The sequence below is a fragment of the Aliiglaciecola sp. 3_MG-2023 genome (genome assembly GCF_030548205.1).
GTDB lineage: Bacteria > Pseudomonadota > Gammaproteobacteria > Enterobacterales > Alteromonadaceae > Aliiglaciecola.
On sequence record NZ_JAUORV010000029.1, the window covers coordinates 1 to 22,589 of the forward strand.

General features: G+C 42.1%; 20 protein-coding genes and 1 tRNA gene. 12 read left to right on the plus strand and 9 right to left on the minus strand.

Translation table 11 applies throughout. The features are described from left to right. The first annotated feature begins 344 nt into the window (after positions 1–344). From Q4574_RS21015 to tldD, 8 genes are all read left to right on the plus strand, one after another. Positions 345–1,388 carry a rod shape-determining protein gene (locus tag Q4574_RS21015; protein WP_008843593.1) on the plus strand — a complete coding sequence of 348 codons (1,044 nt, stop codon included), beginning with the start codon at positions 345–347 and terminating at the stop codon, positions 1,386–1,388. A gap of 73 nt (positions 1,389–1,461) precedes the next feature. Continuing rightward, positions 1,462–2,334, plus strand: a complete 873-nt coding sequence (gene mreC / locus Q4574_RS21020) for a rod shape-determining protein MreC (RefSeq protein ID WP_303477556.1) — start codon at positions 1,462–1,464, stop codon at positions 2,332–2,334. Next, the gene (gene mreD / locus Q4574_RS21025) at positions 2,331–2,807 is read left to right on the plus strand and encodes a rod shape-determining protein MreD (protein WP_303477559.1); all 477 of its coding nucleotides are present in this window, start codon (positions 2,331–2,333) and stop codon (positions 2,805–2,807) included. Before mreC ends, mreD begins: the two co-directional genes overlap by 4 nt. An 8-nt stretch (positions 2,808–2,815) precedes the next feature. Further along, positions 2,816–3,400 (plus strand): nucleoside triphosphate pyrophosphatase, encoded by a 585-nt coding sequence (locus tag Q4574_RS21030; protein WP_303477562.1) that lies wholly within the window; start codon positions 2,816–2,818, stop codon positions 3,398–3,400. Next, positions 3,390–4,856 carry a ribonuclease G gene (gene rng, locus Q4574_RS21035; RefSeq protein WP_303477564.1) on the plus strand — a complete coding sequence of 489 codons (1,467 nt, stop codon included), beginning with the start codon at positions 3,390–3,392 and terminating at the stop codon, positions 4,854–4,856. The genes Q4574_RS21030 and rng overlap by 11 nt, the downstream gene beginning before the upstream one ends. After that, positions 4,853–8,704: a YhdP family protein gene (locus Q4574_RS21040; protein ID WP_303477567.1), complete on the plus strand. Its 3,852-nt coding sequence runs from the start codon at positions 4,853–4,855 to the stop codon at positions 8,702–8,704. Before rng ends, Q4574_RS21040 begins: the two co-directional genes overlap by 4 nt. Further along, positions 8,704–9,516, plus strand: a complete 813-nt coding sequence (locus Q4574_RS21045; protein WP_303477569.1) for a carbon-nitrogen hydrolase family protein — start codon at positions 8,704–8,706, stop codon at positions 9,514–9,516. Before Q4574_RS21040 ends, Q4574_RS21045 begins: the two co-directional genes overlap by 1 nt. Further along, on the plus strand, positions 9,509–10,954 hold the full coding sequence (gene tldD / locus Q4574_RS21050) for a metalloprotease TldD (RefSeq protein WP_303477572.1): 1,446 nt from the start codon (positions 9,509–9,511) through the stop codon (positions 10,952–10,954). The genes Q4574_RS21045 and tldD overlap by 8 nt, the downstream gene beginning before the upstream one ends. A gap of 124 nt (positions 10,955–11,078) precedes the next feature. Here the strand turns inward: tldD and yjgA are convergent, their stop codons facing one another. After that, the gene (gene yjgA, locus Q4574_RS21055) at positions 11,079–11,588 is read right to left on the minus strand and encodes a ribosome biogenesis factor YjgA (RefSeq protein ID WP_303477574.1); all 510 of its coding nucleotides are present in this window, start codon (positions 11,586–11,588) and stop codon (positions 11,079–11,081) included. Between the two features lie 88 nt (positions 11,589–11,676). Between yjgA and pmbA the strand changes: the two genes are divergently transcribed. Beyond that, the gene (gene pmbA, locus Q4574_RS21060; RefSeq protein ID WP_303477576.1) at positions 11,677–13,008 is read left to right on the plus strand and encodes a metalloprotease PmbA; all 1,332 of its coding nucleotides are present in this window, start codon (positions 11,677–11,679) and stop codon (positions 13,006–13,008) included. Positions 13,009–13,117: 109 nt separating this feature from the next. On the opposite strand, the gene arcA is transcribed toward pmbA, so the two are convergent. From arcA to Q4574_RS21100, 8 genes are all read right to left on the minus strand, one after another. Continuing rightward, positions 13,118–13,822, minus strand: coding sequence for a two-component system response regulator ArcA (gene arcA / locus Q4574_RS21065; RefSeq protein ID WP_303477578.1), 705 nt, complete (start codon positions 13,820–13,822; stop codon positions 13,118–13,120). 62 nt (positions 13,823–13,884) lie between these two features. Continuing rightward, entirely contained in the window at positions 13,885–14,415 is a 531-nt protein-coding gene (locus Q4574_RS21070; protein WP_303477581.1) for a YfiR family protein, read from the minus strand. Continuing rightward, positions 14,416–16,059, minus strand: a complete 1,644-nt coding sequence (locus tag Q4574_RS21075; protein ID WP_303477584.1) for an ATP-binding protein — start codon at positions 16,057–16,059, stop codon at positions 14,416–14,418. 129 nt (positions 16,060–16,188) lie between these two features. Further along, positions 16,189–16,551, minus strand: coding sequence for a hypothetical protein (locus tag Q4574_RS21080; RefSeq protein WP_303477586.1), 363 nt, complete (start codon positions 16,549–16,551; stop codon positions 16,189–16,191). After that, complete coding sequence (glgA, locus tag Q4574_RS21085; protein ID WP_303477588.1) at positions 16,545–17,963, minus strand: glycogen synthase GlgA; 1,419 nt, start codon at positions 17,961–17,963, stop codon at positions 16,545–16,547. Before glgA ends, Q4574_RS21080 begins: the two co-directional genes overlap by 7 nt. A gap of 159 nt (positions 17,964–18,122) precedes the next feature. Then, positions 18,123–19,151 (minus strand): methyltransferase, encoded by a 1,029-nt coding sequence (locus Q4574_RS21090; RefSeq protein ID WP_303477590.1) that lies wholly within the window; start codon positions 19,149–19,151, stop codon positions 18,123–18,125. Continuing rightward, positions 19,151–19,870: a tRNA (guanosine(46)-N7)-methyltransferase TrmB gene (trmB, locus tag Q4574_RS21095; protein ID WP_303477593.1), complete on the minus strand. Its 720-nt coding sequence runs from the start codon at positions 19,868–19,870 to the stop codon at positions 19,151–19,153. The genes Q4574_RS21090 and trmB overlap by 1 nt, the downstream gene beginning before the upstream one ends. A gap of 142 nt (positions 19,871–20,012) precedes the next feature. After that, positions 20,013–20,723: an alpha/beta fold hydrolase gene (locus tag Q4574_RS21100; protein WP_303477596.1), complete on the minus strand. Its 711-nt coding sequence runs from the start codon at positions 20,721–20,723 to the stop codon at positions 20,013–20,015. Positions 20,724–20,800: 77 nt separating this feature from the next. Here Q4574_RS21100 and mutY point away from each other — a divergent pair, with 77 nt between their 5' ends. From mutY to Q4574_RS21115, 3 genes are all read left to right on the plus strand, one after another. Beyond that, positions 20,801–21,862, plus strand: coding sequence for an A/G-specific adenine glycosylase (gene mutY / locus Q4574_RS21105; RefSeq protein WP_303477598.1), 1,062 nt, complete (start codon positions 20,801–20,803; stop codon positions 21,860–21,862). 24 nt (positions 21,863–21,886) lie between these two features. Beyond that, the gene (locus tag Q4574_RS21110; protein ID WP_303477601.1) at positions 21,887–22,159 is read left to right on the plus strand and encodes an oxidative damage protection protein; all 273 of its coding nucleotides are present in this window, start codon (positions 21,887–21,889) and stop codon (positions 22,157–22,159) included. A 176-nt stretch (positions 22,160–22,335) separates the two neighbouring features. Next, a tRNA-Phe gene (locus tag Q4574_RS21115) sits at positions 22,336–22,411 on the plus strand. Positions 22,412–22,589: the final 178 nt, after the last annotated feature.

Below are 22,589 nucleotides of genomic sequence, written 5' to 3' on the forward strand. Positions count from 1 at the left end.
CGGGGCTAAAGCACCCGCCTACAGGTGTTCTTGTAGCATGGTCTTTAGGCCATGGGCATATCGCATGTTCCGCTGATCTTGCGCGGGGCTAAAGCACCCGCCTACAGGTGTTCTTGTAGCATGGTCTTTAGGCCATGGGCATAATGCATATTCCCCTGATCTTGCGCGGGGCTAAAGCACCCGCCCACAGATGGTTTTTCGCCAATTTTTTCCCTAAACCTGCAAAAAGTAAAATTCTTTTGCTCTTAAGGGGCTATAAACCTATTCTTTACTTGCTGATTTAAAGGGGCATTGGTAAAGTTAGCGGATCATTATGTCTATCTCCAACAGGGTGCGGTCTGTTCATGTTTAAAAAGCTTCGAGGAATGTTTTCAAACGATTTATCAATCGACCTCGGTACTGCAAATACGCTAATTTACGTTAAAGGTCAGGGGATCGTTTTGAACGAGCCCTCAGTAGTTGCAATTCGTCAGGAGCGCGCTGGCGGTCCAAAAAGTGTTGCTGCGGTGGGTACTGCTGCAAAACAAATGCTAGGTCGAACACCTGGAAATATTAAAGCGATTCGTCCTATGAAAGACGGTGTGATTGCCGACTTCTACGTGACCGAAAAAATGCTTCAACACTTTATTAAACAAGTGCATGACAATAATTTTCTTAAGCCCAGCCCGCGCGTATTAGTTTGTGTGCCTTGTGGTTCAACTCAAGTAGAACGTCGAGCTATTCGTGAGTCTGCTTTGGGTGCAGGTGCTAGAGACGTATACCTCATTGATGAGCCTATGGCTGCCGCAATCGGTTCAGGTTTGCCAGTATCTGAAGCTACCGGTTCCATGGTGGTTGATATTGGTGGTGGTACTACTGAAGTCGCCATTATCTCGTTAAATGGTGTGGTTTATTCTTCATCAGTTCGCATCGGTGGTGATAAGTTTGATGAAGCCATCATTAATTATATTCGTCGTAATTTTGGTTCACTAATTGGTGAAGCAACGGCAGAAAGAATTAAACACGAAATTGGCGCTGCCTACCCAGGCGAAGAAGTTCGTGAAATAGAGGTTCGGGGCCGTAACCTAGCTGAAGGCGTACCTAGAGGGTTCATGCTCAACAGCAATGAAATTCTAGAAGCACTACAAGAACCCCTTACTGGGATCGTGTCGGCAGTCATGGTTGCTCTGGAACAATCACCTCCTGAATTAGCATCTGATATTTCTGAACGTGGAATGGTCTTAACTGGCGGTGGCGCATTGTTAAAAGATCTTGATCGCTTACTTATGGAAGAGACGGGTATCCCTGTTGTCATCGCTGATGATCCGCTTACCTGTGTTGCTCGTGGCGGAGGTAAAGCGTTTGAGATGATAGACATTCATGGTGGTGACCTGTTTAGTTACGAATAATCTGGGTAAGGGGTTATTTGTGCTGGACGTCGTTAATTTTATACAAACACTATCAAGCAGGTATTTAGCCTAAATGAATACCATGTTTACAAGAGGGCCATCACTTGTCAGTCGACTCGCGTTGGCCTTATTCGTTTCTGTTATCTTCATTTTTGTCGACCACAAATATGATGGTTTCGCCTCAGTCAAAGTGTATTTAAACTCCATCGTTAGTCCTCTTCAGTATATTGCCAGCTTACCTGGGCAAATGTTGAGTTCAGGTGCTGAGAAGTTCTCTACCCATCAAAAGTTACTAGAAGATAATCAGAATTTAACCTTGCAAGCGATGAAAATGTCAGAGAAATTGCAAAGGTTCGATTTGTTAGAAGCTGAAAACGATCGTTTACGCACACTCCTTGGAGCGCCAGTTTCCGCGCCTATCCAAAAAATGGTAACCGAGTTAATGGCGGTGGATAATAATCCGTTTAGCCTGCAAATTATCATAGATAAAGGCGCGATTAACGGAGTTTATGAGGGCCAAACTGTACTAGACGACAAAGGTATTGTCGGACAAATTATGGAAGTGGGGACAACTAACAGTCGAGTACTGTTATTGGCCGATATTACCCATGCTATTCCCCTGCGTAATGCGCGAAACAATGTTCAGCTTATCGCCAGTGGTTCAGGTCAGTTTGATGAACTTGTGTTGGAACATGTAGCGCACAGTGCTGACATTCAGGTGGGGGATCTATTGGTATCCTCAGGGCTGGGCAATGTGTTCCCAGAAGGTTATCCCACAGCAACTATTACCTCCATTGTTCGTGATGAAAGTCGTCCTTTTGCCCTTGTAACCGCTACTCCTATCGCTCAACTCGACAGGTTGAGATACCTATTGTTGTTGTGGCCAGCGGATGCACCAACGCAACCCATCATGCCGCAACCTGCAACTCCGGCGGACTCCAAATGAAGCTGCGTAATTATGCTATTTTCTTAAGTATTATTATCGCGTTGATTCTGCAAATTGTACCAATGCCAATAACCGTTGAGCAGTTTCGACCCGATTGGGTCTTACTGGTTTTGTCATACTGGGCGTTAGCCCTTCCAAGCAGAGTGAATGTGGGGGTCGCCTTCATTGTCGGCTTGGTTTTAGATATTTTAATGGGCACAAGTTTGGGCGTGCATAGCTTCGCTATGAGTATTAATATTTTTGTCTTGGTGTCGAATTATCAACGTTTGCGCAATTATTCTTTGTGGCAACAGGCTTTTATCATTGGCACCTTATCTGCCTTGTATCACTTGGTGGTATTTTGGTTACAACACTTACAAACTGACGTGATCTTCTTGTTTACTTACCTTTGGCCTGTATTGACCTCTATGCTTATGTGGCCATGGATATTTGGTTTGTTGCGTAAAGTCAGACGGCAATTCAGAATCACTTAAGGTCCTACATGTTATTGCTAGCATCTCAATCACCGAGGCGAAAAGCGCTTTTAAGTCAACTTGGCGTAAAATTTACTACACTTAATGTAGATATAAATGAAACTCAATTAGCCAATGAGGACTCTAACAGTTACGTTGTGCGTTTGGCCATTGAAAAAGCCCAGCAAGGTTGGCTTCAATATGGTCAGATTGATGCTGTATTAGGTGCTGATACCATTGTCGTTGTGGGCAGTGGTAGTGAAGAACAAGTATTAGGAAAGCCTGAGAGTTTTGAACATGCTCGACAAATGTGGCTGCAACTCAGCAACACGCAGCACCGAGTAATGACTGCTGTAGCATTAAAAACCGCTGACGGTACTGACCACCTAGTGGTGAAAACAGAGGTTCGTTTTAAATTATTAACTGAAGCGGAAATGCAATGGTATTGGCAAACTGGCGAGCCACAAGATAAAGCGGGCGCTTATGGTATTCAAGGTTTTGCAGGGAATTTTGTGAAACACATCAATGGCAGTTACAGTGCCGTGGTTGGATTACCTTTGTACGAGACCAGTGAATTAATTAAACAGGTAGGTATTAAGCTGTATGAGTGCTGAATTACTGATAAATGTAACCCCTTCTGAATCAAGAGTCGCCTTGATTGAGAATGGTATTTTGCAAGAGATTCATATTGAGCGTCACACCAAACGTGGGTTGGTGGGGAATATCTATCGTGGCAAAGTAAGTCGAGTTTTGCCGGGTATGCAGGCAGCTTTCGTTGATATAGGTTTAGATAAGGCTGCATTTCTGCATGCTTCTGATATTGCCTTTCACAATGAAGTTAGCGACGAGATGTCCACCACATCCATTGCCAAGAAAGACATTCGTGATCTGTTGCGAGATGGGCAAGACATAGTTGTGCAAGTAGTGAAAGACCCCATCGGAACAAAAGGCGCAAGGCTTACCACCGATATTACCATTCCTTCCCGTTATTTAGTGTTTATGCCCAGTGTTGACCATGTAGGTGTATCACAGCGCATTGAAGATGAAGCAGAACGAGAAAGACTCAAGTCATTAGTTCAGGAATATTGTAGTGATGACGGTGGATTTATTCTGCGTACTGCTGCTGAAGGCGTTCAGGAAAAAGAACTTATTTCAGATGCGGAGTTTTTAAAACGCTTGTGGGCGAAGATCCAATCGCGTATGAAAGGCCGAAAAGGCAATGTCTTGTACGAAGATTTACCCTTAGCAAGACGAGTACTGCGGGATTTTGTAGGTACCCAGCTAGATCGCATAAGAATAGATTCTAAATTGTCATTTCAAGAGCTACAGCATTTTACCCAAGAGTATGTGCCCGAGCTAAATAAACTACTTGAGTATTATCAAGGCGAACGACCCATATTCGACTTATATGACGTTGAAAATGAAGCTCAACGCTCACTAGAGCGCCGTGTGGACTTAAAATCTGGTGGTTATTTAATTATCGACCAAACCGAAGCGATGACTACCATAGATATTAATACTGGTGCCTTTGTTGGTCATCGGAATCTAGAAGAAACCATTTTTAATACCAATATTGAAGCCACCCAAGCCATAGCCCGTCAACTTAGATTGAGAAATCTTGGTGGCATGATTCTAATCGACTTTATCGATATGACCGATGAAGATCATAAGCGCCGCGTTTTACACAGCTTAGAATCGGCTACAAGTAAAGACAGAGCAAAATCAAATATTCATGGTTTTACAGCCCTGGGTCTAATCGAAATGACGCGCAAGCGCACCCGTGAAAGTTTAGAGCATATTCTTTGTGGTGAATGCCCAGCGTGCAAGGGCAGGGGGTCAATTAAAACAGTGGAAACCACCTGCTTTGAGGTGATGCGAGAAATCGTGCGGGTCAATCGTGCTTATGACGCAGATAAATTTGTCGTCTATGCCTCTCAAGCCGTAGCCGAAGCATTGTTGGGGGAAGAATCTCATATGTTAGCTGAATTAGAGGTGTTCGTTTCTAAGCAAATAAAAGTGCAAACTGAATTGTTATATAACCAAGATAAGTTCGATGTGGTAATGATGTGAAACCCGCCTCATTCTATGCCGCCTACCTAGTCAGAAAACTATGGACGCTAGCCGCTGTGCTGCTAGTGCTGGTGGCCGTAGGCCTAAGTATTGTGCGTTTCTCGTTGCCCTATCTAGATGGCAACAAACAGCAAATTGAAACTTGGCTGAGTAATCGTTATGGCATTAACTTAACCATTGGCGAGTTAACCGCTAATTGGGCCAAAAGTGGTCCATCATTGGTTCTCAAAAATATTAAGCTGCAACAAGATGCACAGTCTCCCATTGGCCTAGAAATTGAAGACACCCAAATTGAAATCGACTTTTGGAGCACTCTTGTAGCTCGACAAATTCAGTCTCGTCGGTTCGAATTAAGTGGCTTAGCACTTTCAGTGAACTTAGCACGTATTCAAACCTCAGAAAGCAAATTTCCCGTGGTAGATGCGTTAGAAGATTTGTTTTTACAGCAATTACAACGCTTTTCAATTAGTAACAGTGTCATTGATGTGACCACTCAATATGATCAACAACTGATTCAAATACAACAATTGCGCTGGCTGAACAAAGACAACCGCCACCAAGGGGAAGGTTTGTTGCGAGTGGTGGAGTTGGCCAATAACTCTGCTACCTTTAGTCTTGATTTGACTGGGGACAAAGACAATCTTAGTGGCACATTTTACGCCCGCGGCGAAGAGGTGGATTTGTCGCCTTGGCTAAATCAATTGATTCGCACTCAAAATCAACTGACTCAAAGTAGAGGAAATTTTACATTCTGGGCCGAGGTGAATAAAAACAGCATTAAAAATGTGCAGATGATTTTGAATAAAAGCGAGTTTTCCTGGACCTCACCGGAAAGTCAGGTGGATGCTGCTATCGTAGGCGGCAGAATAAGTGGCGTGCCAGATGCTCAGGGATGGCAATTTAATATTGATGATCTGATTTTAGAATCTAAACAACAAAGCTTATTAACCAGCTGGACTGGGCATATTGGGCGTAACGGGTTAACCCATTTTCAAATGACCACACCGGTTAATATTCGTTCATTGTTACCAGTTTTGCCACTGGCATTTGATAAGAAAACCATTGATTTTATCGAACAGCTTAAGCCCAATGCCCGTATTGATGAACTGGCTATATTGCTAGGAGAGCAATTTTCAACCACTGCGAATTTCTCTAATGTTAGTTGGAATCAGGTGGATGGCTTGCCGGGGGTGGATCATGTTGCTGGTAGCTTCCATATGTTCGACAACTTGGGTAAGTTGTCGATAAATGGTCGCCAGGGAGAATTCGCTGCGAACAATACACTAGACGAAAATATAAATTATCAGTCGATAGATTTTGACGTTTTCCTCGATTGGCAGCCTCGAGGTGTGCAGGTTGATATACCCAACTTTTCCCTAGTTGGTAATGAGCTAAATATCGATCTTCAAATGGCGTTTGATAGCAAAGATAACGAACTCAATTTGTTTGCTAATATCGGCAAAATCGATGTTGAACAAGCTAAAAAACTACTCCCTGACCATTATATGGGCGCCCAAACAAAGGCCTACTTACAAGGCGCTATGTTAAGTGGTGAATTGGCGTCTACACAGGTACTTTGGCAAGGTTCTGTTAATCAATTTCCGTTTGAGAGTCACCAGGGAATATTTCAGATCAGTATTGATGTGAATGATAGCGAATTTAAGTTTGCCCCTGATTGGCCACAGTTAACCGATATGGATGTTGACCTGCTGTTTGAAAACAAGAGCCTGTCAATGATCGCCCACGAAGGTAAATTAAAAAATGTCGCTTTTTCTGATCTTTCCGCTCAGATCCCACAACTAAATAATAGCGCGGTACTAAATATTGAGGCGGATATTAGTGCTCAAAGTACGGATGTGACGGAACTGATCTTAGATAGCTTTCTAGCGAACACCTTAGGTACAGTGTTAACCGAAGGGGTAAATGTTAGCGGCACCCTTGAAACTAAGCTGGATTTGCACATTCCTTTGACAGGTAAAAATGTGTTAGCAACGGGGCAAGTCAAGTTGAAGGGAAACCCAGTTTACTTGCCTAGCCTCAATTTAAATTTTGAAAACATGCAGGGTGAAGTTTCCTTTGCCAACGAAAAAGTTCAATTTAATGGGCTTAAAGGAGAGTTGTTTAATCAACAAATTACCGCTAATTTTGACGGCTTCTCTGATCCAAGCGGTGCCTATAAAGCGGATATTGAACTTCAAGGTGATTGGCAAGTACAACCATTATTGCAGATGCATCAGCCGAGCATGAATATATACCTTGACGGACATAGCGCTTGGCAAGCAAACACCCAGTTAACTTTGAATAAAAGTAGTTACGACTACGAATTTGAATTAGTCAGTAATTTACAAGGAGTGAGTTCCAGTCTGCCAGCACCCTTTAATAAAAGAAGTGATCAAGCAAAGCAGTTGTTTGTAACAGGTAATGGCAGTAATCATGCTTCTAATTTCAGTTTGCTGCTGGGGGATTCTATTTCTTTTGAAGGGGTGTTACCCCACGATACAATGCAATTTTCTCGTGCACATTTAGCCATAGGCGAAAGTGAATCTATAGCCATGGGACTTGGGTTTAGCATTTCAGCAAGTGTAAAAGACGCAGATTTTGACGCTTGGTATCAAGCCATCGCAAATTTGATCGGAGATATCCCTCGGAACAATGAACGCCCCATTTTAGCAGCGCCTCAACGGGTTCATGTCAATGCAGAAAATATGCTAGTAGCGGGGCAAAAAATCAATCAATTGGAATTGGTGGCGAAACACTTAAACGATGACTGGTTATTGGAGTTTAATGCCGAACAGATTCGTGCAAAAGTCACATTATATGACGATTGGTTGAACCGTGGTGTGGATATTGATGCGGATTTTATCGACTTAGCCCAGTGGCATGAAACCGAAAATAATCCTGCCATACAGGGGCAAGATTTACAAAACTTACCGCCAATTAATTTCGACTGCAAAAGTTGCAAACTCTTCGGTAAAGATCTTGGTAAAGTTGACTTTTCTTTATCAAGAGCGCCCACGGGGATGCAGATCGATAGCCTAAGGTTTAACAATAATAACGGTATATTATATGCCAGCGGAGACTGGTTTATCAGCGAGCAAGGCTCCAGTACGCGTTTGACGGGTGAGCTTAGTAGTCCAGATTTTGGAGCATTGATTAAAGGCTTGGGTTTTGATTCTGGGATTAAAGATTCGAAAGCGAATTTTAACTTTGATTTAAATTGGCAGGATGCTCCCCATAAATTTTCAGTTGCTAGTTTAGGAGGAAATATCGACTGGCGATTAACTGACGGCTATTTATCAGAAGTGAGTGATAAAGGTTCCCGAATTTTTAGTTTCCTAAGTTTACAATCGTTGGTGCGCAAATTAAGTTTGGATTTTAGGGATGTATTTGCTAAAGGCTTCTTCTACGACAAAATGGATGGTTCTTTACAAATTGTGAGTGGCAAAGCTGAAACCCAAGACATGGTGATTGACGGCGCCGCTGGTGAGATGTTGATTGCGGGTTATACCGACTTATCCAGTAAAGAGTTAAATTACCGTATCGAATTTACCCCTAACGTGACTTCTAGTTTGCCACTGTTAGTGTATTGGATGGTTAACCCTGCCACAGCCATTGCTGCTCTGGCAATTGATCAGGTACTGACTGAGGCAAAAGTTATTTCAAATGTAAAATATTCAGTTACCGGCACCTTAGATGAGCCAATACTCACAGAGTTGGACAGAAAAAGTAAAGAAGTTGCGTTGCCCGCACGAAATACGCCTGTTGAACTGGATGAAGACGATGTCCCACTTCAGGTGCTTCCCGATGAGAGAGTGAATTTACAAATAGATGATACGAGAGGGTATTAATGGCCAATTTAGTCGCATGTCAGCTAGTTTCAAGTCCAGATGTATCGGTTAACCTTCAACATGTTGAAGAATATGTTTCTCAGCAACAGCCGGGAGACCTAATTGTATTGCCCGAGTGTTTTGCGTGTTTCGGCGCAGGAGACTCAGCCTTGCTGTTAATTGCTGAAGAACTAGGAGAAGGTCCAATTCAAGAGGCTTTGTCGGCCATGGCGAAGAAATATAAAGTGTGGATAATTGCCGGAACTATTCCTATTTCTACCTCCACTTCGGGAAAGTATAGTGCGACCTGTTTAGTATTTGATGACGCTGGAAGACGTGTAGATGATTATCAAAAAATCCACTTGTTTGATGTACAAGTGGAAGATGGAACTCGCAACTATTTAGAGTCTAAATATACTCAAGCTGGCGATAAACTCGTAGTCGTTGATTCACCTTTCGGCAAAATAGGTGTGGCTGTGTGTTATGATGTGCGCTTTGCAAGCATGTTCACAGCTATGGGCGACATTGATGTATTAGTGTTGCCAAGTGCATTTACCCGTGCAACAGGAAAAGCCCACTGGGAGCCTCTGTTAAAAGCCAGAGCAATAGAAAAGCAATGTTATCTAGTTGCAGCTAACCAAGGTGGCATTCATGCTAATGGGCGGGAAACTTACGGCCATTCTTGCGTCATCTCTCCTTGGGGCGACACCTTGTGTGAGATAGAAACTGGTAGTGGTGCCGTTAGCGCTAAATTTGATGCTAACGAAATAAGTCGAATTCGCACTAACATGCCAGTTCAGCAACATAATCAATTCAGGAGTTACCTTGTCTAATTTGGTCGAAGAAAATTTATTAAATGCAGCAGATTTGGATCCCAATAAGGTTGTATCCGCTTTAAACTTAATTTGTCAGCATCAAAATGATTTTGCCGATATTTATTTTCAATCTAGTCAGCATGAAAGTTGGGTATTGGAAGACGGAATAATCAAAGACGGTAGCTATAATATAGAAAAAGGCGTAGGTGTACGTGCTGTTAGCGGTGAAAAGACCGGTTTCGCGTATTCAGATGATATTAGCCAAGAGGCTTTAAGCAAAGCGGCAAAAGCATCGAGAAGCATCGCGGCTTCTGGAGGGACCTTTAAAGTTGCTGCTAGTGCGCCAAAACAATCTTCTGCACGATATTTTGCTGAGAACCCTATTCTTGGTATGCAAGAACATCAAAAAATTACTTTATTGCAAGACGTAGATAAATATATTCGTGATCAAGAACCCTTAGCCACGCAGGTGGTGGTCAGCATTAGTGGAGTTTACGAAGAAGTGCTGATTGCGGCGACCGATGGCACTTTTACTACCGACATACGCCCCCTTATACGTCTCAATTGTTCCATCTTAATTGAGAATGATGGACGCAGAGAGCGCGGCAGTGCTGGGATGGGGGGACGTTACGGTTATGAATATTTTTTACAAGTCGAAGGGAATAAAACTCGCTACCAATTGCTAGCTGATGAAGCGATTCATATGGCACGAGTAAATATGCAGGCCATTGACGCCCCTGCCGGATTGATGCCTGTTGTACTAGGAGCCGGTTGGCCGGGAGTGTTATTGCATGAAGCCGTGGGGCATGGCCTAGAAGGTGATTTTAATCGCAAAGGTGCCTCAACCTTTAGCGGTAAAATGGGTCAGCAAGTAGCGGCTAAAGGGGTAACTGTTGTGGATGACGGCACGTTAACAGACCGCCGTGGCTCATTGTCAGTTGACGATGAAGGCACGACCACGCAGCGTAACGTGTTAATCGAAGATGGTGTGTTAACTGGATATATGCAAGATAAACTAAATGCACGTTTAATGGGAGTTAACCCAACCGGTAATGGCCGTAGAGAGTCATATGCACATCTGCCAATGCCAAGAATGACCAATACCTTTATGTTAGAAGGGCAATATAGCCCCGAAGAAATTATAAGTAGTATTGATAAAGGTGTTTACGCACCGAATTTTGGTGGCGGCCAAGTTGATATCACATCGGGCAAGTTCGTTTTTTCAACTTCCGAAGCGTACTTAATTGAGAATGGAAAAATTACCACTCCAATCAAAGGTGCAACCTTGATCGGCAACGGTCCCGAAGTCATGAAAAAGATTTCAATGATTGGTAATAATCTGAGCCTAGATAAAGGTGTTGGCGTATGCGGTAAAGACGGGCAAAGCGTACCTGTGGGCGTTGGTCAGCCAACCCTTAAAGTCGACGAGCTAACCGTGGGCGGAACCGCACTCTAACACGGCCAGGGCCTGTAGCATGGCCTTTAGGCCATGGATGTTTAGGGGTTGCACGGTATGTGTAGCATGGTCTTTAGGCCATGGATGCCTGGCCATGGGCATTTCTCGGGGCTAAAGCACCCGCCTACATGAATTCTTTTAAATATTGAAACAAATCTCGGGCGGCTTTTGGGGGCTTGTTCAATTCTTGCTGTTTTTTGGCTTGGCGAGATAATTGCCTTAATTTTTGACGATCTAATTCCGGATGTTCGTTAAGCAAAGCTTCAATGCCTCTATCACCTTGAAGTACTTTATCTCTTGCTTCTTCGACGTGATGAAACTTGCTGGTTTGTTGTCGGTGAGCTAACTGCAGTTGATCAAGGGCTAACTGAATAGGTTGAGTATCGCGGTGGCGCATCAACTTGCCAATTAATTGTAATTGACGGCGGTAACCGTCTTTTTTCTTATTAATTTTGCGGGCTAACTCAACTGCTTCAGCGAGCTCTTCATCCATGGGGATTTTAGCTAACGACGCCGCGCCTAGCTCAACGAGAGCTTCTCCCAATTTTTGAATAGCAAGACTTTCCTGCTTAAGTTGGGTTTTGCTTTTAAATTCTTGTTCTGGACCGTTTTCGGTGAAATTCGTATCGCTCATGATAATGTCTTTAATGTTACACTATGCCAATTGTAACCCAGCTAATACCTCACAGCATTAAAAGTTGTGAAAAGAAAGTGAGTCTTATATGCAAATGGAGCAACAATTAGCCCAAATTCAACAAGCAGTTGAAGATGTATTGGCATTGGCCAAGCAAAAAGGGGCCAGTCATGCGGAAGCTAGCATGTCTAAAGTCGAGGGGATTTCGGTATCGACTCGATTAAAAGAAGTGGAAACCGTTGAGTTTACCAATGACGGTGGTTTGGGCATTAGTGTCTATTTTGGCCAACGTAAAGGCAGTGCGTCCACTGCAGATTTAAGTATTAATGCCCTAACCCTAGCCGTGGAAAAAGCCTGTGAAATTGCCAAGTATACCAGTGAAGATCCTTTTTCGGGTCCGGCTGATGAGTCCGTAATGGCATATGATTATCCCGATTTGGATATGTATCACCCTATTGAGCTGGATACCGAAAATGGCATACAGCAAGCTATATTAGCTGAAGAGGCAGCCTTGGAGTTTGACCCGCGAATAACAAATTCAGACGGTGCCTCCTATAATGCAAATATTGGTATGAAGGTGTATGGCAATAGTCACGGTTTCATAGGGGGTTATCCAAGTACCCGTTACAGTCTAAGTTGTGTTGTTATTGGAGAAGATAACGGTGATATGCAGCGCGACTATAGTTACACGGTAAGTCGTCAAAGAGATTTGTTAACTTCCGCAGCACAAGTTGGTAAAGAAGCCGCTGAGTTTACCCTTAGCAGACTAAATGCACGTAAACTGAAAACGGCTAAAATCCCCGTTATTTTTCATCGCGACGTGGCAGCAGGTTTACTCGGGCATTTTGTTAGTGCGATTAGCGGTGGTAGTTTATTCCGTAAGTCATCCTTCTTACTAAACAGTTTAGGAACGCAAGTTTTACCCAGTTGGTTTGAAATCTTAGAGCGTCCTCATATTAAGTCAGGACTTGCCAGCTCACCTTTTGATAACGAAGGGGTTAAAACCGAAGACATGACCATAGTGAACAAAGGTGTGTTAGATCATTATTTGTTAACTAGCTATTCCGCTCGTAAGTTAGGAATGCAGACCAATGGTCATGCCGGAGGTATACATAATTGGTTAGTTAAGCACACGGGTCATAGTGATGAAGCTCTACTCAAAGAAATGGGGACAGGATTGCTAGTAACCGAACTGATGGGTCAAGGTGTGAATATTGTAACTGGTGACTATTCTCGCGGTGCTGCAGGATTTTGGGTCGAAAATGGCGTCATTCAATACCCTGTTCATGAAATCACTATTGCCGGTAATTTAAAAGATATGCTGATGAATATTTCTGCCATTGGAGCAGTAGCTGAAACCCGGGGTAGCATCCATACAGGTTCTATATTAGTAAGTGAAATGCAACTGGCAGGTAGTTAATCAAAAAATTCACTATATAGACTTTGCCCCCTTTTAGGGGCGCAGAAACCATAAAAAAGGGCTTTGAAAGCCCTTTTTTGGTTTAACTTGTTTATTGGGTCTGGAGAGATTACATATCTACAGAGCCGCAGAAACGGTAACCTTCACCGTGAATGGTGACGATTAAGTCTTCTGAGTTTACTTCTGATTCGAAATGTTTACGTATACGACGAATGGTTACATCAACGGTACGGTCATTAGGACGCAATTCACGACCTGTCATTTCCATAATCAACTGTTCTCTAGTCAATATTTTGCCAGGGTTACTTAAAAATAAATGTAAGGCTCGGAATTCACTGCGAGGAAGACGGAATTCATTTTGACTCGGAGAAATTAAGCTACGACTATCACCATCTAAAATCCAACCATTAAAGCTTACGCGACTTGGAAGATCGTCGTCCTCATGATTGCTTAGGGTTCTATTTAATAGGTTTCGTGCACGTATAGTTAACTCTCTAGGGTTGAATGGTTTAGTTAAATAATCATCTGCACCAATTTCCAATCCTAAAATCCGGTCAACATCGTTGTCTCTTCCTGTTAAGAATATTAAACCGACATTTTTGCGGTCTCTCACTTCCCGTGCGAGTATCAAACCATTCTTACCTGGTAAATTAATATCCATAACAACTAAGTTAATGTTGTTGTTTTCGAAAAAGTCATGCATTTCGCTGCCGTCTTCAGCTTCGAATACGTTATAACCTTCGGCTTCAAATAAGCTTTTTAAAGTAGTCCTTGTTACTACTTCATCTTCAACGATTAGTATATTGGGCGTCATTGTTTTTATCCGTTTTATTTCAATATAGTTAGTTTAACAGAAAATATCGTTTAATCAGGCTATTATCCAGTGAAATTTGCATACTTTAGTAGTCTAGCGCTAAATTTTACAGGTGAATTAGCATACTGTTGTTTATTAATATAGATTTTTATCTTGCCATTCTCTTCTATTAGGCTAACCAACCCCCCATTTCTAAGAAAAGCGATAGTTTCACCAATAGTGACAATAGATAAGCTAGTTTGTTTCAAATCTTTATACAAAAGTTTAGACTCTTGGGATTTATCAATAAAAATGTAGTTACAGCGCTGCTCAATTGCATCTGAAAACGTGTTTACGAGCTGTAAATCTATCTTTAAATTGTTTTTAGTCACTAAATCTGATTTTTGCAGTATTTGATAGTGCTGTTGAGGTGCTTGCTCCATTGAACAAAATTTCAAACTTGTGAATCTTTGTTGCCATTGGGAGTAATTTACAACATGCAGAAAGAAAGTAGAGCGTATTGATGTTGGAGTCACTTCAAAATCATTATTGTGTGCATAAACAATAGCACTCCAGGTGACAATAATGAAAATGGCAAGCCTGCTGATCATCATTCAAATCCCGTTTGGCAAATTTGCAGAATCAACCCTTTTTACAGGAAAAAGAATTATAAATTCAACACCTTTACCTTCTTCACTGGTAATGGTGATAGAGCCATTCAAAGCTTGCGTAATTAAGTTATAAACTAAATGCATCCCCAAGCCACTGCCACCTTGGCCTCGTTTGGTGGTTACAAAGGGATCGAAAATACGTTTTCTAAGGGCTTCGGGGATACCTTTACCATCATCAACATAGCGTATTCTTATTTTATTTTCTGAAGGCATATCTATATAGATATCAATTCTGCCTTTGTCGGTAAATTCAAAACCATGAATGATAGAGTTCATTACTAAATTCATAATAATCTGGTTAATTGGGCCCGCTTTTGTTTCTATATACAGGTCCTCAGGGCAGTGGATATCTATCACGTGATGATATTTTTTCAACTTAGGTCGCATAGACATCAATATTTCATCTAGTAATTGTGCAACGGAAAATATACGGTTTCTTTCACTTGATTGGTCAACCGCTACTTGTTTAAAACTGGAAATGAGCTCAGCCGCACGGTTTAAATTACGATAAATGATGTTAAGGTTTTCTTGCCCTTCGGTTATGAATTTGGATAAGGTACTGGCTTTTAACGCTTTCGCTTCGAATTCTGTTTCTATGTGTTTAAGTCTATCTAGCATCATTGTTGAAGCCGTCACACCTAAACCAATTGGCGTATTAACTTCGTGGGCAACGCCGGCCACCATATCGCCAAGGGATGCCATTTTTTCGTTTTGAACCATCTGTCGTTGGAATTGATGCAATTTTTCCAATGTCTCTATGAGTTCTTGATTGGCTTTTTTCAACGCCATAGTTCTAAGATGTACTTTTTCCTCTAAGCTTGCATGCAGCTTCTGTTGTTCTTCCTCTGCAGAGTCTCGTTCTTTCAAATAGTGTTGGGTGCGATCTAGCATGTCATTAAACGCTGCCCCTAAAATGTCGAGTTCTTTAATGTTGGTGGTTTCTGCTCGACCTTTATAATCTCGTTGTCTGGAAACACGCTGTACTAATGCCGCGAGGTTAATTATTGGCGTGGCTAAGGTTTTTTGTAAACGTAAGGTCAGTAAATAGCAAATTACAAGTATTACTAACAACACTGCGCAAGTAGTTAAAATTGAGCTGGCAATTAAATCATTTAATATTTTTGCGGAAACACGCAAGTACACATAACCAATCACTTCATCGTTTATTTCAATGGTTTTAATGTATTCAAATGCATTGTCTGTTTGAGTGGGGGTTTTTAAACTGTCAAGTCGATCCCACATTTTCGGTGTTGGGGCTTGGCCGGGGCGATTATAGCTGGTGAAGTAAATTGGCTCTTGCCCTTCTACTTTTTTGTATATATAGACGGCCTCAATGAAGTCTGCGGATGCTAGGGTTTGTAAATTCTCATCTTCATTTAACTTATCATCAAACTCTAAACTGGCCGCTGCATTGTTGCTGATAATGTCCGCGTACACCTTAACTTGTTGTGTGAGCTCATTTTTATAATTATTAATTTGGTTGATTAAAGAAATGCTAGAGGTAACCACAAGGGCCAAGGTTGTGATGGCCATAACCATCCATACAATCAAGGTTTTTAAAGATAAATTTTTTGCGCCAGTTAGCATAAAGTTAATCTGTCTTTGTTTGTGGCAATGTTACCACTAAGGATTATAGTGATATAAATTGTTTAAAAAGAAAACACTTAATCCAATAATAGTGGAAAGATTTAAATCTGGTTAATCGGATTCAACTCATTACTTTCGAATGACTTCAAGCAGTGTTTTTTCATCGATATTTAGTTTTACTGATACTTTAGTTAATTCTATTATTTGCGCTACCTTTCCGGCATCATCACTTGCCGCAATGCGTAACGTTTTAAAATCAGCCATACAGATACACAGCATCTCTCCTTCTTTTATCTCGAATTGCGGGATATCAACAGGAGAGCGCTTGTATAAAATATTTGGACAGACGCTAGAACGTTCAGGTAGTTGAATACATTTATCGGGCAAATTTTCTTGAGCGTTAACTGTAAAAGTTAAGCTGCAAGAAAATACTATTGCCAGCAACACATCAGTGACGTTACCTAAAACACATAGGCGCTTATTCTTCAGCATGACTGATAAAGTGCCTCATATTCCAAAGCCGCTTGATGCCAGGTAAATCGGGTGTTCATTGCTCTTAATTTCATAGCGTTGAAGCTGTCTGGGTATTCATAAAAATGAAGTAGCGCTCGATAAATGCATCCAAGCAGTGCTGAACTGTCTGGGTGCTCAAATACAAACCCTGTAGCTATGTCAGGCTGGTGAATAACGTCAACAACCGTATCTTTCAATCCACCCACTGCGCGCACTATGGGCAAGGTTCCATAGGCTAGACTGTACATCTGATTTAAGCCGCAGGGTTCAAATAGCGAAGGCATTAAAAAGAAGTCGCTTCCCGCTTCCAACAAATGCGCTAACTCAACACTAAAGGTTTCAATAAAAATGAATTTATCTGGGTGTATTTGCGCGTGTCTGTGCAACACTTCACTTATTGACGGATCGCCTGTGCCGACAATTAGAAGTTGCACATTATGTTGTAAAAGATCTTCAAGAATGGGCAATATATAACCGAAGCCTTTTTGTTCGGTTAAACGGCAAACCATACCAATTAAAGGAACTTCGTTTTTTTGTACGAACCCTGCAGTTTCTTGCAGTTTACGTTTACATTCTGCTTTACCCGCTGGATTATTTACATCGAAGTTGGCGGGAATATGTTTATCTGTAGCAGGATCCCACTGACTGTAATCACAACCATTCAGAATTCCTGATACATCGTTTCGTCTGGCAGAAAATTCGTTATACAACATGTGGCTACCTAAGGTTGTCAGTAGCTCCTGGGCATAGTTAGGACTGACGGTATTAATCTTATCAGCGTAGCGGATCCCGATTCGTAGAAAGTTTAACGCATCCCCATCTAATTGGTTATGCAGCGCACTATGATTGCTAACGTAGGGGATTTCATCTAAGCGATGAGTGCCATGGAAAGCACCATTGTGAATAGTTAATACAGACTTACTGTGGGCGAAAAATCCACTGTTATCGGTTTTCAGGAAGTAGGGGGTCAAGGCCGTATGCCAATCATTGCAATGCACAATATCGGGTTGGAAATGGATTGCACGGCTGGTTGCTAAAGCGGCATCTGCGAAAAATGCGAAGCGTTGGGCGTTGTCAGCGAAAGCGTGATATCCGTCAGTATAAAATCCATCACGATGAAAATACTCAGGAAAATCCACACAAAAAACTGGTACATCTTGAATCTGAATTTGGCGAACATTAAATGAGTAGGTCTTGTTACTAGAGACAATACCTTCGGAGGCAACTATTGGAGCATCAAATTTATCTGCTAAAAGTTTGTAATAGGGCATCACTATGACGACATCATGCCCGAGCTTTTTTAATTCGATGGGGAGTGCTTTTGCCACATCAGCTAATCCCCCTGTTTTAGCTAAATCTTCTACTTCTGAAACTACAAAAAGAATCTTCAATATTTATCTCTCCAATTCGTAAACTTGGCAGTAAAGTCATTGCGACTGCAACTAGAATAGCAGATTACATGACCACCTAACTGAGTAGCAAGCGGCACGCCTAAAATAGCTAGTCACTTCAGTTACTTTAAATAAATTGTTTATACAAATAACTCTATTCTATTTTTGCGCCCTGTAAAGGTTAAATTTAGAAGTTTGTGCCAGTGTTGAAAGCATAGGGAGTGAACCCTTAATAATATCTGGATAAGGTAAGAACCGATTGGCTACTAACATCAATGTGCCTTTAGGTAGTAAAGCAAACTTCACTTCTTTAATAAACTTGTCGGTGACACTGTAATCCGTTTTTATGCCAGTATGAAACGGAGGGTTGGTTAACACTGCATCGAATTTGTGGTTAACCTCGGAAAGCCCGTTTGACGCCACCACTGTTCCTTTAAGGTTATTGGCAGCCAAACTGCGTTGACTACAAAAGATTGCAATGGCACTAACGTCGCTTAGGGTAAGGATAATATCAGGGTGATTCTTTGCAGCAAAACAGCCAATCACGCCTGAGCCACATGCAAAGTCTAGCACTCTTCCCGTTAATTTCTCAGGTAAATTCTCGATTAAAAGTTGTGTGGCAGGATCGAGGGCGCCAGCATTAAATATGCCTGGCAGAAAAGCGATTTTACATAAAGTGTCTTTGACTTGAATTTCTTTGTATTGAACAAACTTTTCAACGTCAAAAGTAAAGCTTTGTTCTATTAAAGCGCAAAATAAGCTGCAATGACGTGCTGAGTCGATTTTGTTTACTCGCTGGGAAATGTTGGTAAACAATTTGTCGGCGCTTTTAATACCCGACTTGTTTTCTCCAACTAAATAAATATTGCCACCTGATTTAACGCATGCTGCCATATTAGCAATTAGAAATGCCGCCTGTTCTTTCGACTTAGGCATGTAAATCACTGCGCCATCAAACAGGTCTGAATTTGGGGTATTGGCTTGAGTAACTGGGTAGTGCGCAGAAAATACATGTTTGTCATTTTTGGGACACTGTTGAAAGACATCATAAAATTGATGAAATCCAAATATTTCTGAATTACTCAACGCCGAGAAAATATCAGCTTCAGGAGGGTTAACAAAGATCCACTTTCCTTGCTCAAATATCTCTTTATTACGCACCAGAACTTGGCTGGTGGGTGACAACATTAGTTTACCCTCGCGAACATCAGATCCCATACACCATGGCCAAGACGATGACCACGCTGCTCAAATTTAGTGAGGGGGCGGTTGTCTGGTCGCGGCACATAATCTTGATTTTCGGACAAGTTTTTAAATCCCTCTGCTGCTTGCATTACTTCAAGCATATGTTCAGCGTAGTTTTCCCAATCCGTCGCCATATGGAATACACCCTCGATTTTCAGCTTAGAGCGAAGTTTCTGTACAAATTCGGGTTGTACAATTCTACGTTTGTGATGGCGTTTTTTGTGCCAAGGGTCGGGAAAGAAAAGTTGCAGTCTATCTAGGCTTTCATCGGCAATACAATCAGCCAATACCTCTACTGCGTCGTGTTCAAATACCCGTAAATTAGTGACACCTTGTTCGTTGGCGTCTGCCATACAGGTACCTACACCGGGCCTGTGAACTTCAATGCCAATAAAATCTTTTTCTGGTTCATTGGCCGCCATTTCTACCAGGGACTTACCCATACCAAAGCCAATTTCTAAAACAACGGGGGCGCTGCGTCCAAAGACTTCTGCGAAGTCGAGCTTTCCATCTGCATGTAATAACCCCATGGTTGGCCAAAACTCTTCTAAGGCTTTAGCTTGCCCCTTAGTCAAACGACCTTCGCGCTTAACAAAGCTGCGTACCTTTTGAACGTATACGCCTGCTGCTTCGGCTTCTTCTTGAGTTTTAAATTGGCTCATGCAAATGTTATCTCTTATATATAAAATGATTATCTAGAAAGTGTGTGCTAAAAACGCGCAGTATTTTACCTTATATCGAACACCTGCACTAGCTGAAACCTTGTATTTACGCAGGTTCAAGCAATTTACTAGTGTATCCAGTTTAGCTTAGTCGTTTGTAAAGCTGATCTGCCACTGCTTTAGGTTGGGCTAGGAGCATCATATGTCCTGTTCCATCGATCTGACTATAATCCGCGGTCGCTATTCTAGACGTTAATTCTTGTATTGGTTTAGCTGGCGCGATTTGGTCTAACTCGCCGGCAATAAAGTGCAGTGGAAAGTTGCTAGATTTCAGTCTTGCAGATAGGTCCGGTCTGGGAGTTGTGGATTGCACATGGGCTTTCAACACGCTTGGGCCTAAATCGCTTTCCATCTCTTTGACGATATTCACTAAGTCAGCATTTTGCATTTCCAATTGAGTGAAAAAACGTGCGAGTCTGGCTTGGTTCATGGTCACTGGCTTTTTAGCGTCGATCATTTTTACAAGCATTTGACGTTGTTGCACTTCCTGTTCACTGAGTCCGTTAGGACAGTATCCAACTAAGGTTAGTGAAGCAATTTTATCTGGGTATTGCAGGGCCGTTAATGCCGCTATATAGCCGCCCATAGAAAACCCGACTAAATGCACTTTTTGTTCAAAGCTATTAATACGGTCAGCGCTCAAGGCTTGCATTTGCTCTAAAGTATCAGCCCATTGCAAAGGGACATAGCTGCGCTGGGCAATATTAAGTTGTTTCCATACTGGAATCCAAATACGCTCATCGCACAAAGTACCGGGAAAAAATATAATAGGCGTGGTTATTTCAAGCATCATTAATCTATTTCAATAAAATTCTTGTATGATCATAACAAACCCAGTGCGTGAAAACCGCTAAATCAATTAAAGATAATATGCAAAGTCCAACAACTGACACAACTTTTAGTCAAAAACTACTTACCTGGTATCATCAATATGGTCGCAAAGATCTACCTTGGCAGCAGGATAAAACGCCTTATCGAGTTTGGGTGTCAGAAATCATGCTGCAACAAACTCAGGTGAAAACCGTGATCCCTTTTTATCATCGCTTTATGCAACGGTTCCCGGATGTGCTCGCGTTAGCCAATGCCCCAGTTGATGATGTTTTGCATCTTTGGACTGGCCTGGGTTATTACGCAAGGGCAAGGAACCTACATAAAGCTGCTCAAACTGTCCGAGATCAGTATGCTGGTAAGTTTCCAGATACATTGGAAGGCATGGTAGCTTTATCGGGAATAGGGCGCTCAACTGCCGGTGCTGTGCTGTCTATAGCCAGTGGTAAACCTATCAGTATTCTTGATGGCAACGTGAAACGTGTGCTTACCCGCTATTTTGGAATTCATGGTTGGCCAGGCAGTAAGGTAATAGAACAACAGTTGTGGCAATACGCTGATGACTTGACGCCAAGTACCGATACTGGGCTGTATACACAGGCGATAATGGATTTAGGAGCGACACTATGTACCCGCTCTAAACCTAACTGTGATGCCTGTCCAGTGCAAACAACATGCTTGGCTTATGCCCAAGGGACTCAAGCCGAATTACCAACTAAAAAACCGAAGAAAAGCACACCAGTACGAACCACGGTTATGCTTCTACCCATTTGGCAGGATCAGGTTCTTGTTTATAAACGTCCAGCTTCGGGCATCTGGGGAGGGCTGTTTGGTTTATATGAAGCGGAATCATTGCAAGATGCCCAAAGCAAGGCCTGTAATTTGCAATTAGGTGATATCCAAATTGAGCAGTTAGAAGAGTTCCGCCACACTTTTAGCCACTTTCATCTAGATATAAAACCGCTGTTGATGCACCTTAATAAACCACCGACTTTGAGAGTCGAAGAGCAAGAAACCCTTTGGTATGATTTAAAATCTCCTGCAAAAGTAGGATTAGCTGCGCCAACGATTAAACTTTTTAGTACACTACGCAAAAATCTTTAATAGAACATTTGGGATACCTTAATTATGAGCAGAACGGTTTTTTGTCAAAAACTACAAAAAGAAGGCGATGGGCTGGACTTTCAATTATATCCGGGAGAAGTGGGTAAGAAAATATTTGATAACATAAGTAAGGAAGCTTGGGCCGATTGGCAAAAAAAACAAACCATGCTGATCAATGAAAATAAATTGAATCTGATGGAACCAGAAGCTCGAAAGTTTTTAGAAGAGCAAATGGTTGGATATTTGTTTGAAGGAAAAGAGCCAGATATTGAAGGATATGTTCCACCTTCGGCTTAAATTAAACTAGAATACTGAACAAATAGGGGCCTATTTGCTGGGTTTTCGAGCAAACAGACCTTAAAACTAAAAATTTATTAAAAATCGGTTGACTTGATAGCCAAGAATCCGTTTAATACGCACCCACGGCGCTACCAAGTATACTTTTTAGTGTTGTGATTAGACGTAAAGTCAGTGCCTCGATAGCTCAGTTGGTAGAGCAGCGGATTGAAAATCCGCGTGTCCCTGGTTCGATCCCGGGTCGAGGCACCATTTATTCCAAAAGCCCTGAACAGCAATGTTCGGGGTTTTGTCGTTTTAGGGCTGAAATCGAACCAGTGCCACGCGTCGTGTCCCGCTGCTGCGCGTGCGTATCGATCCCGGGTCGAGGCACCATTTATTCCAAAAGCCCTGAACAGCAATGTTCGGGGTTTTGTCGTTTTAGGGCTGA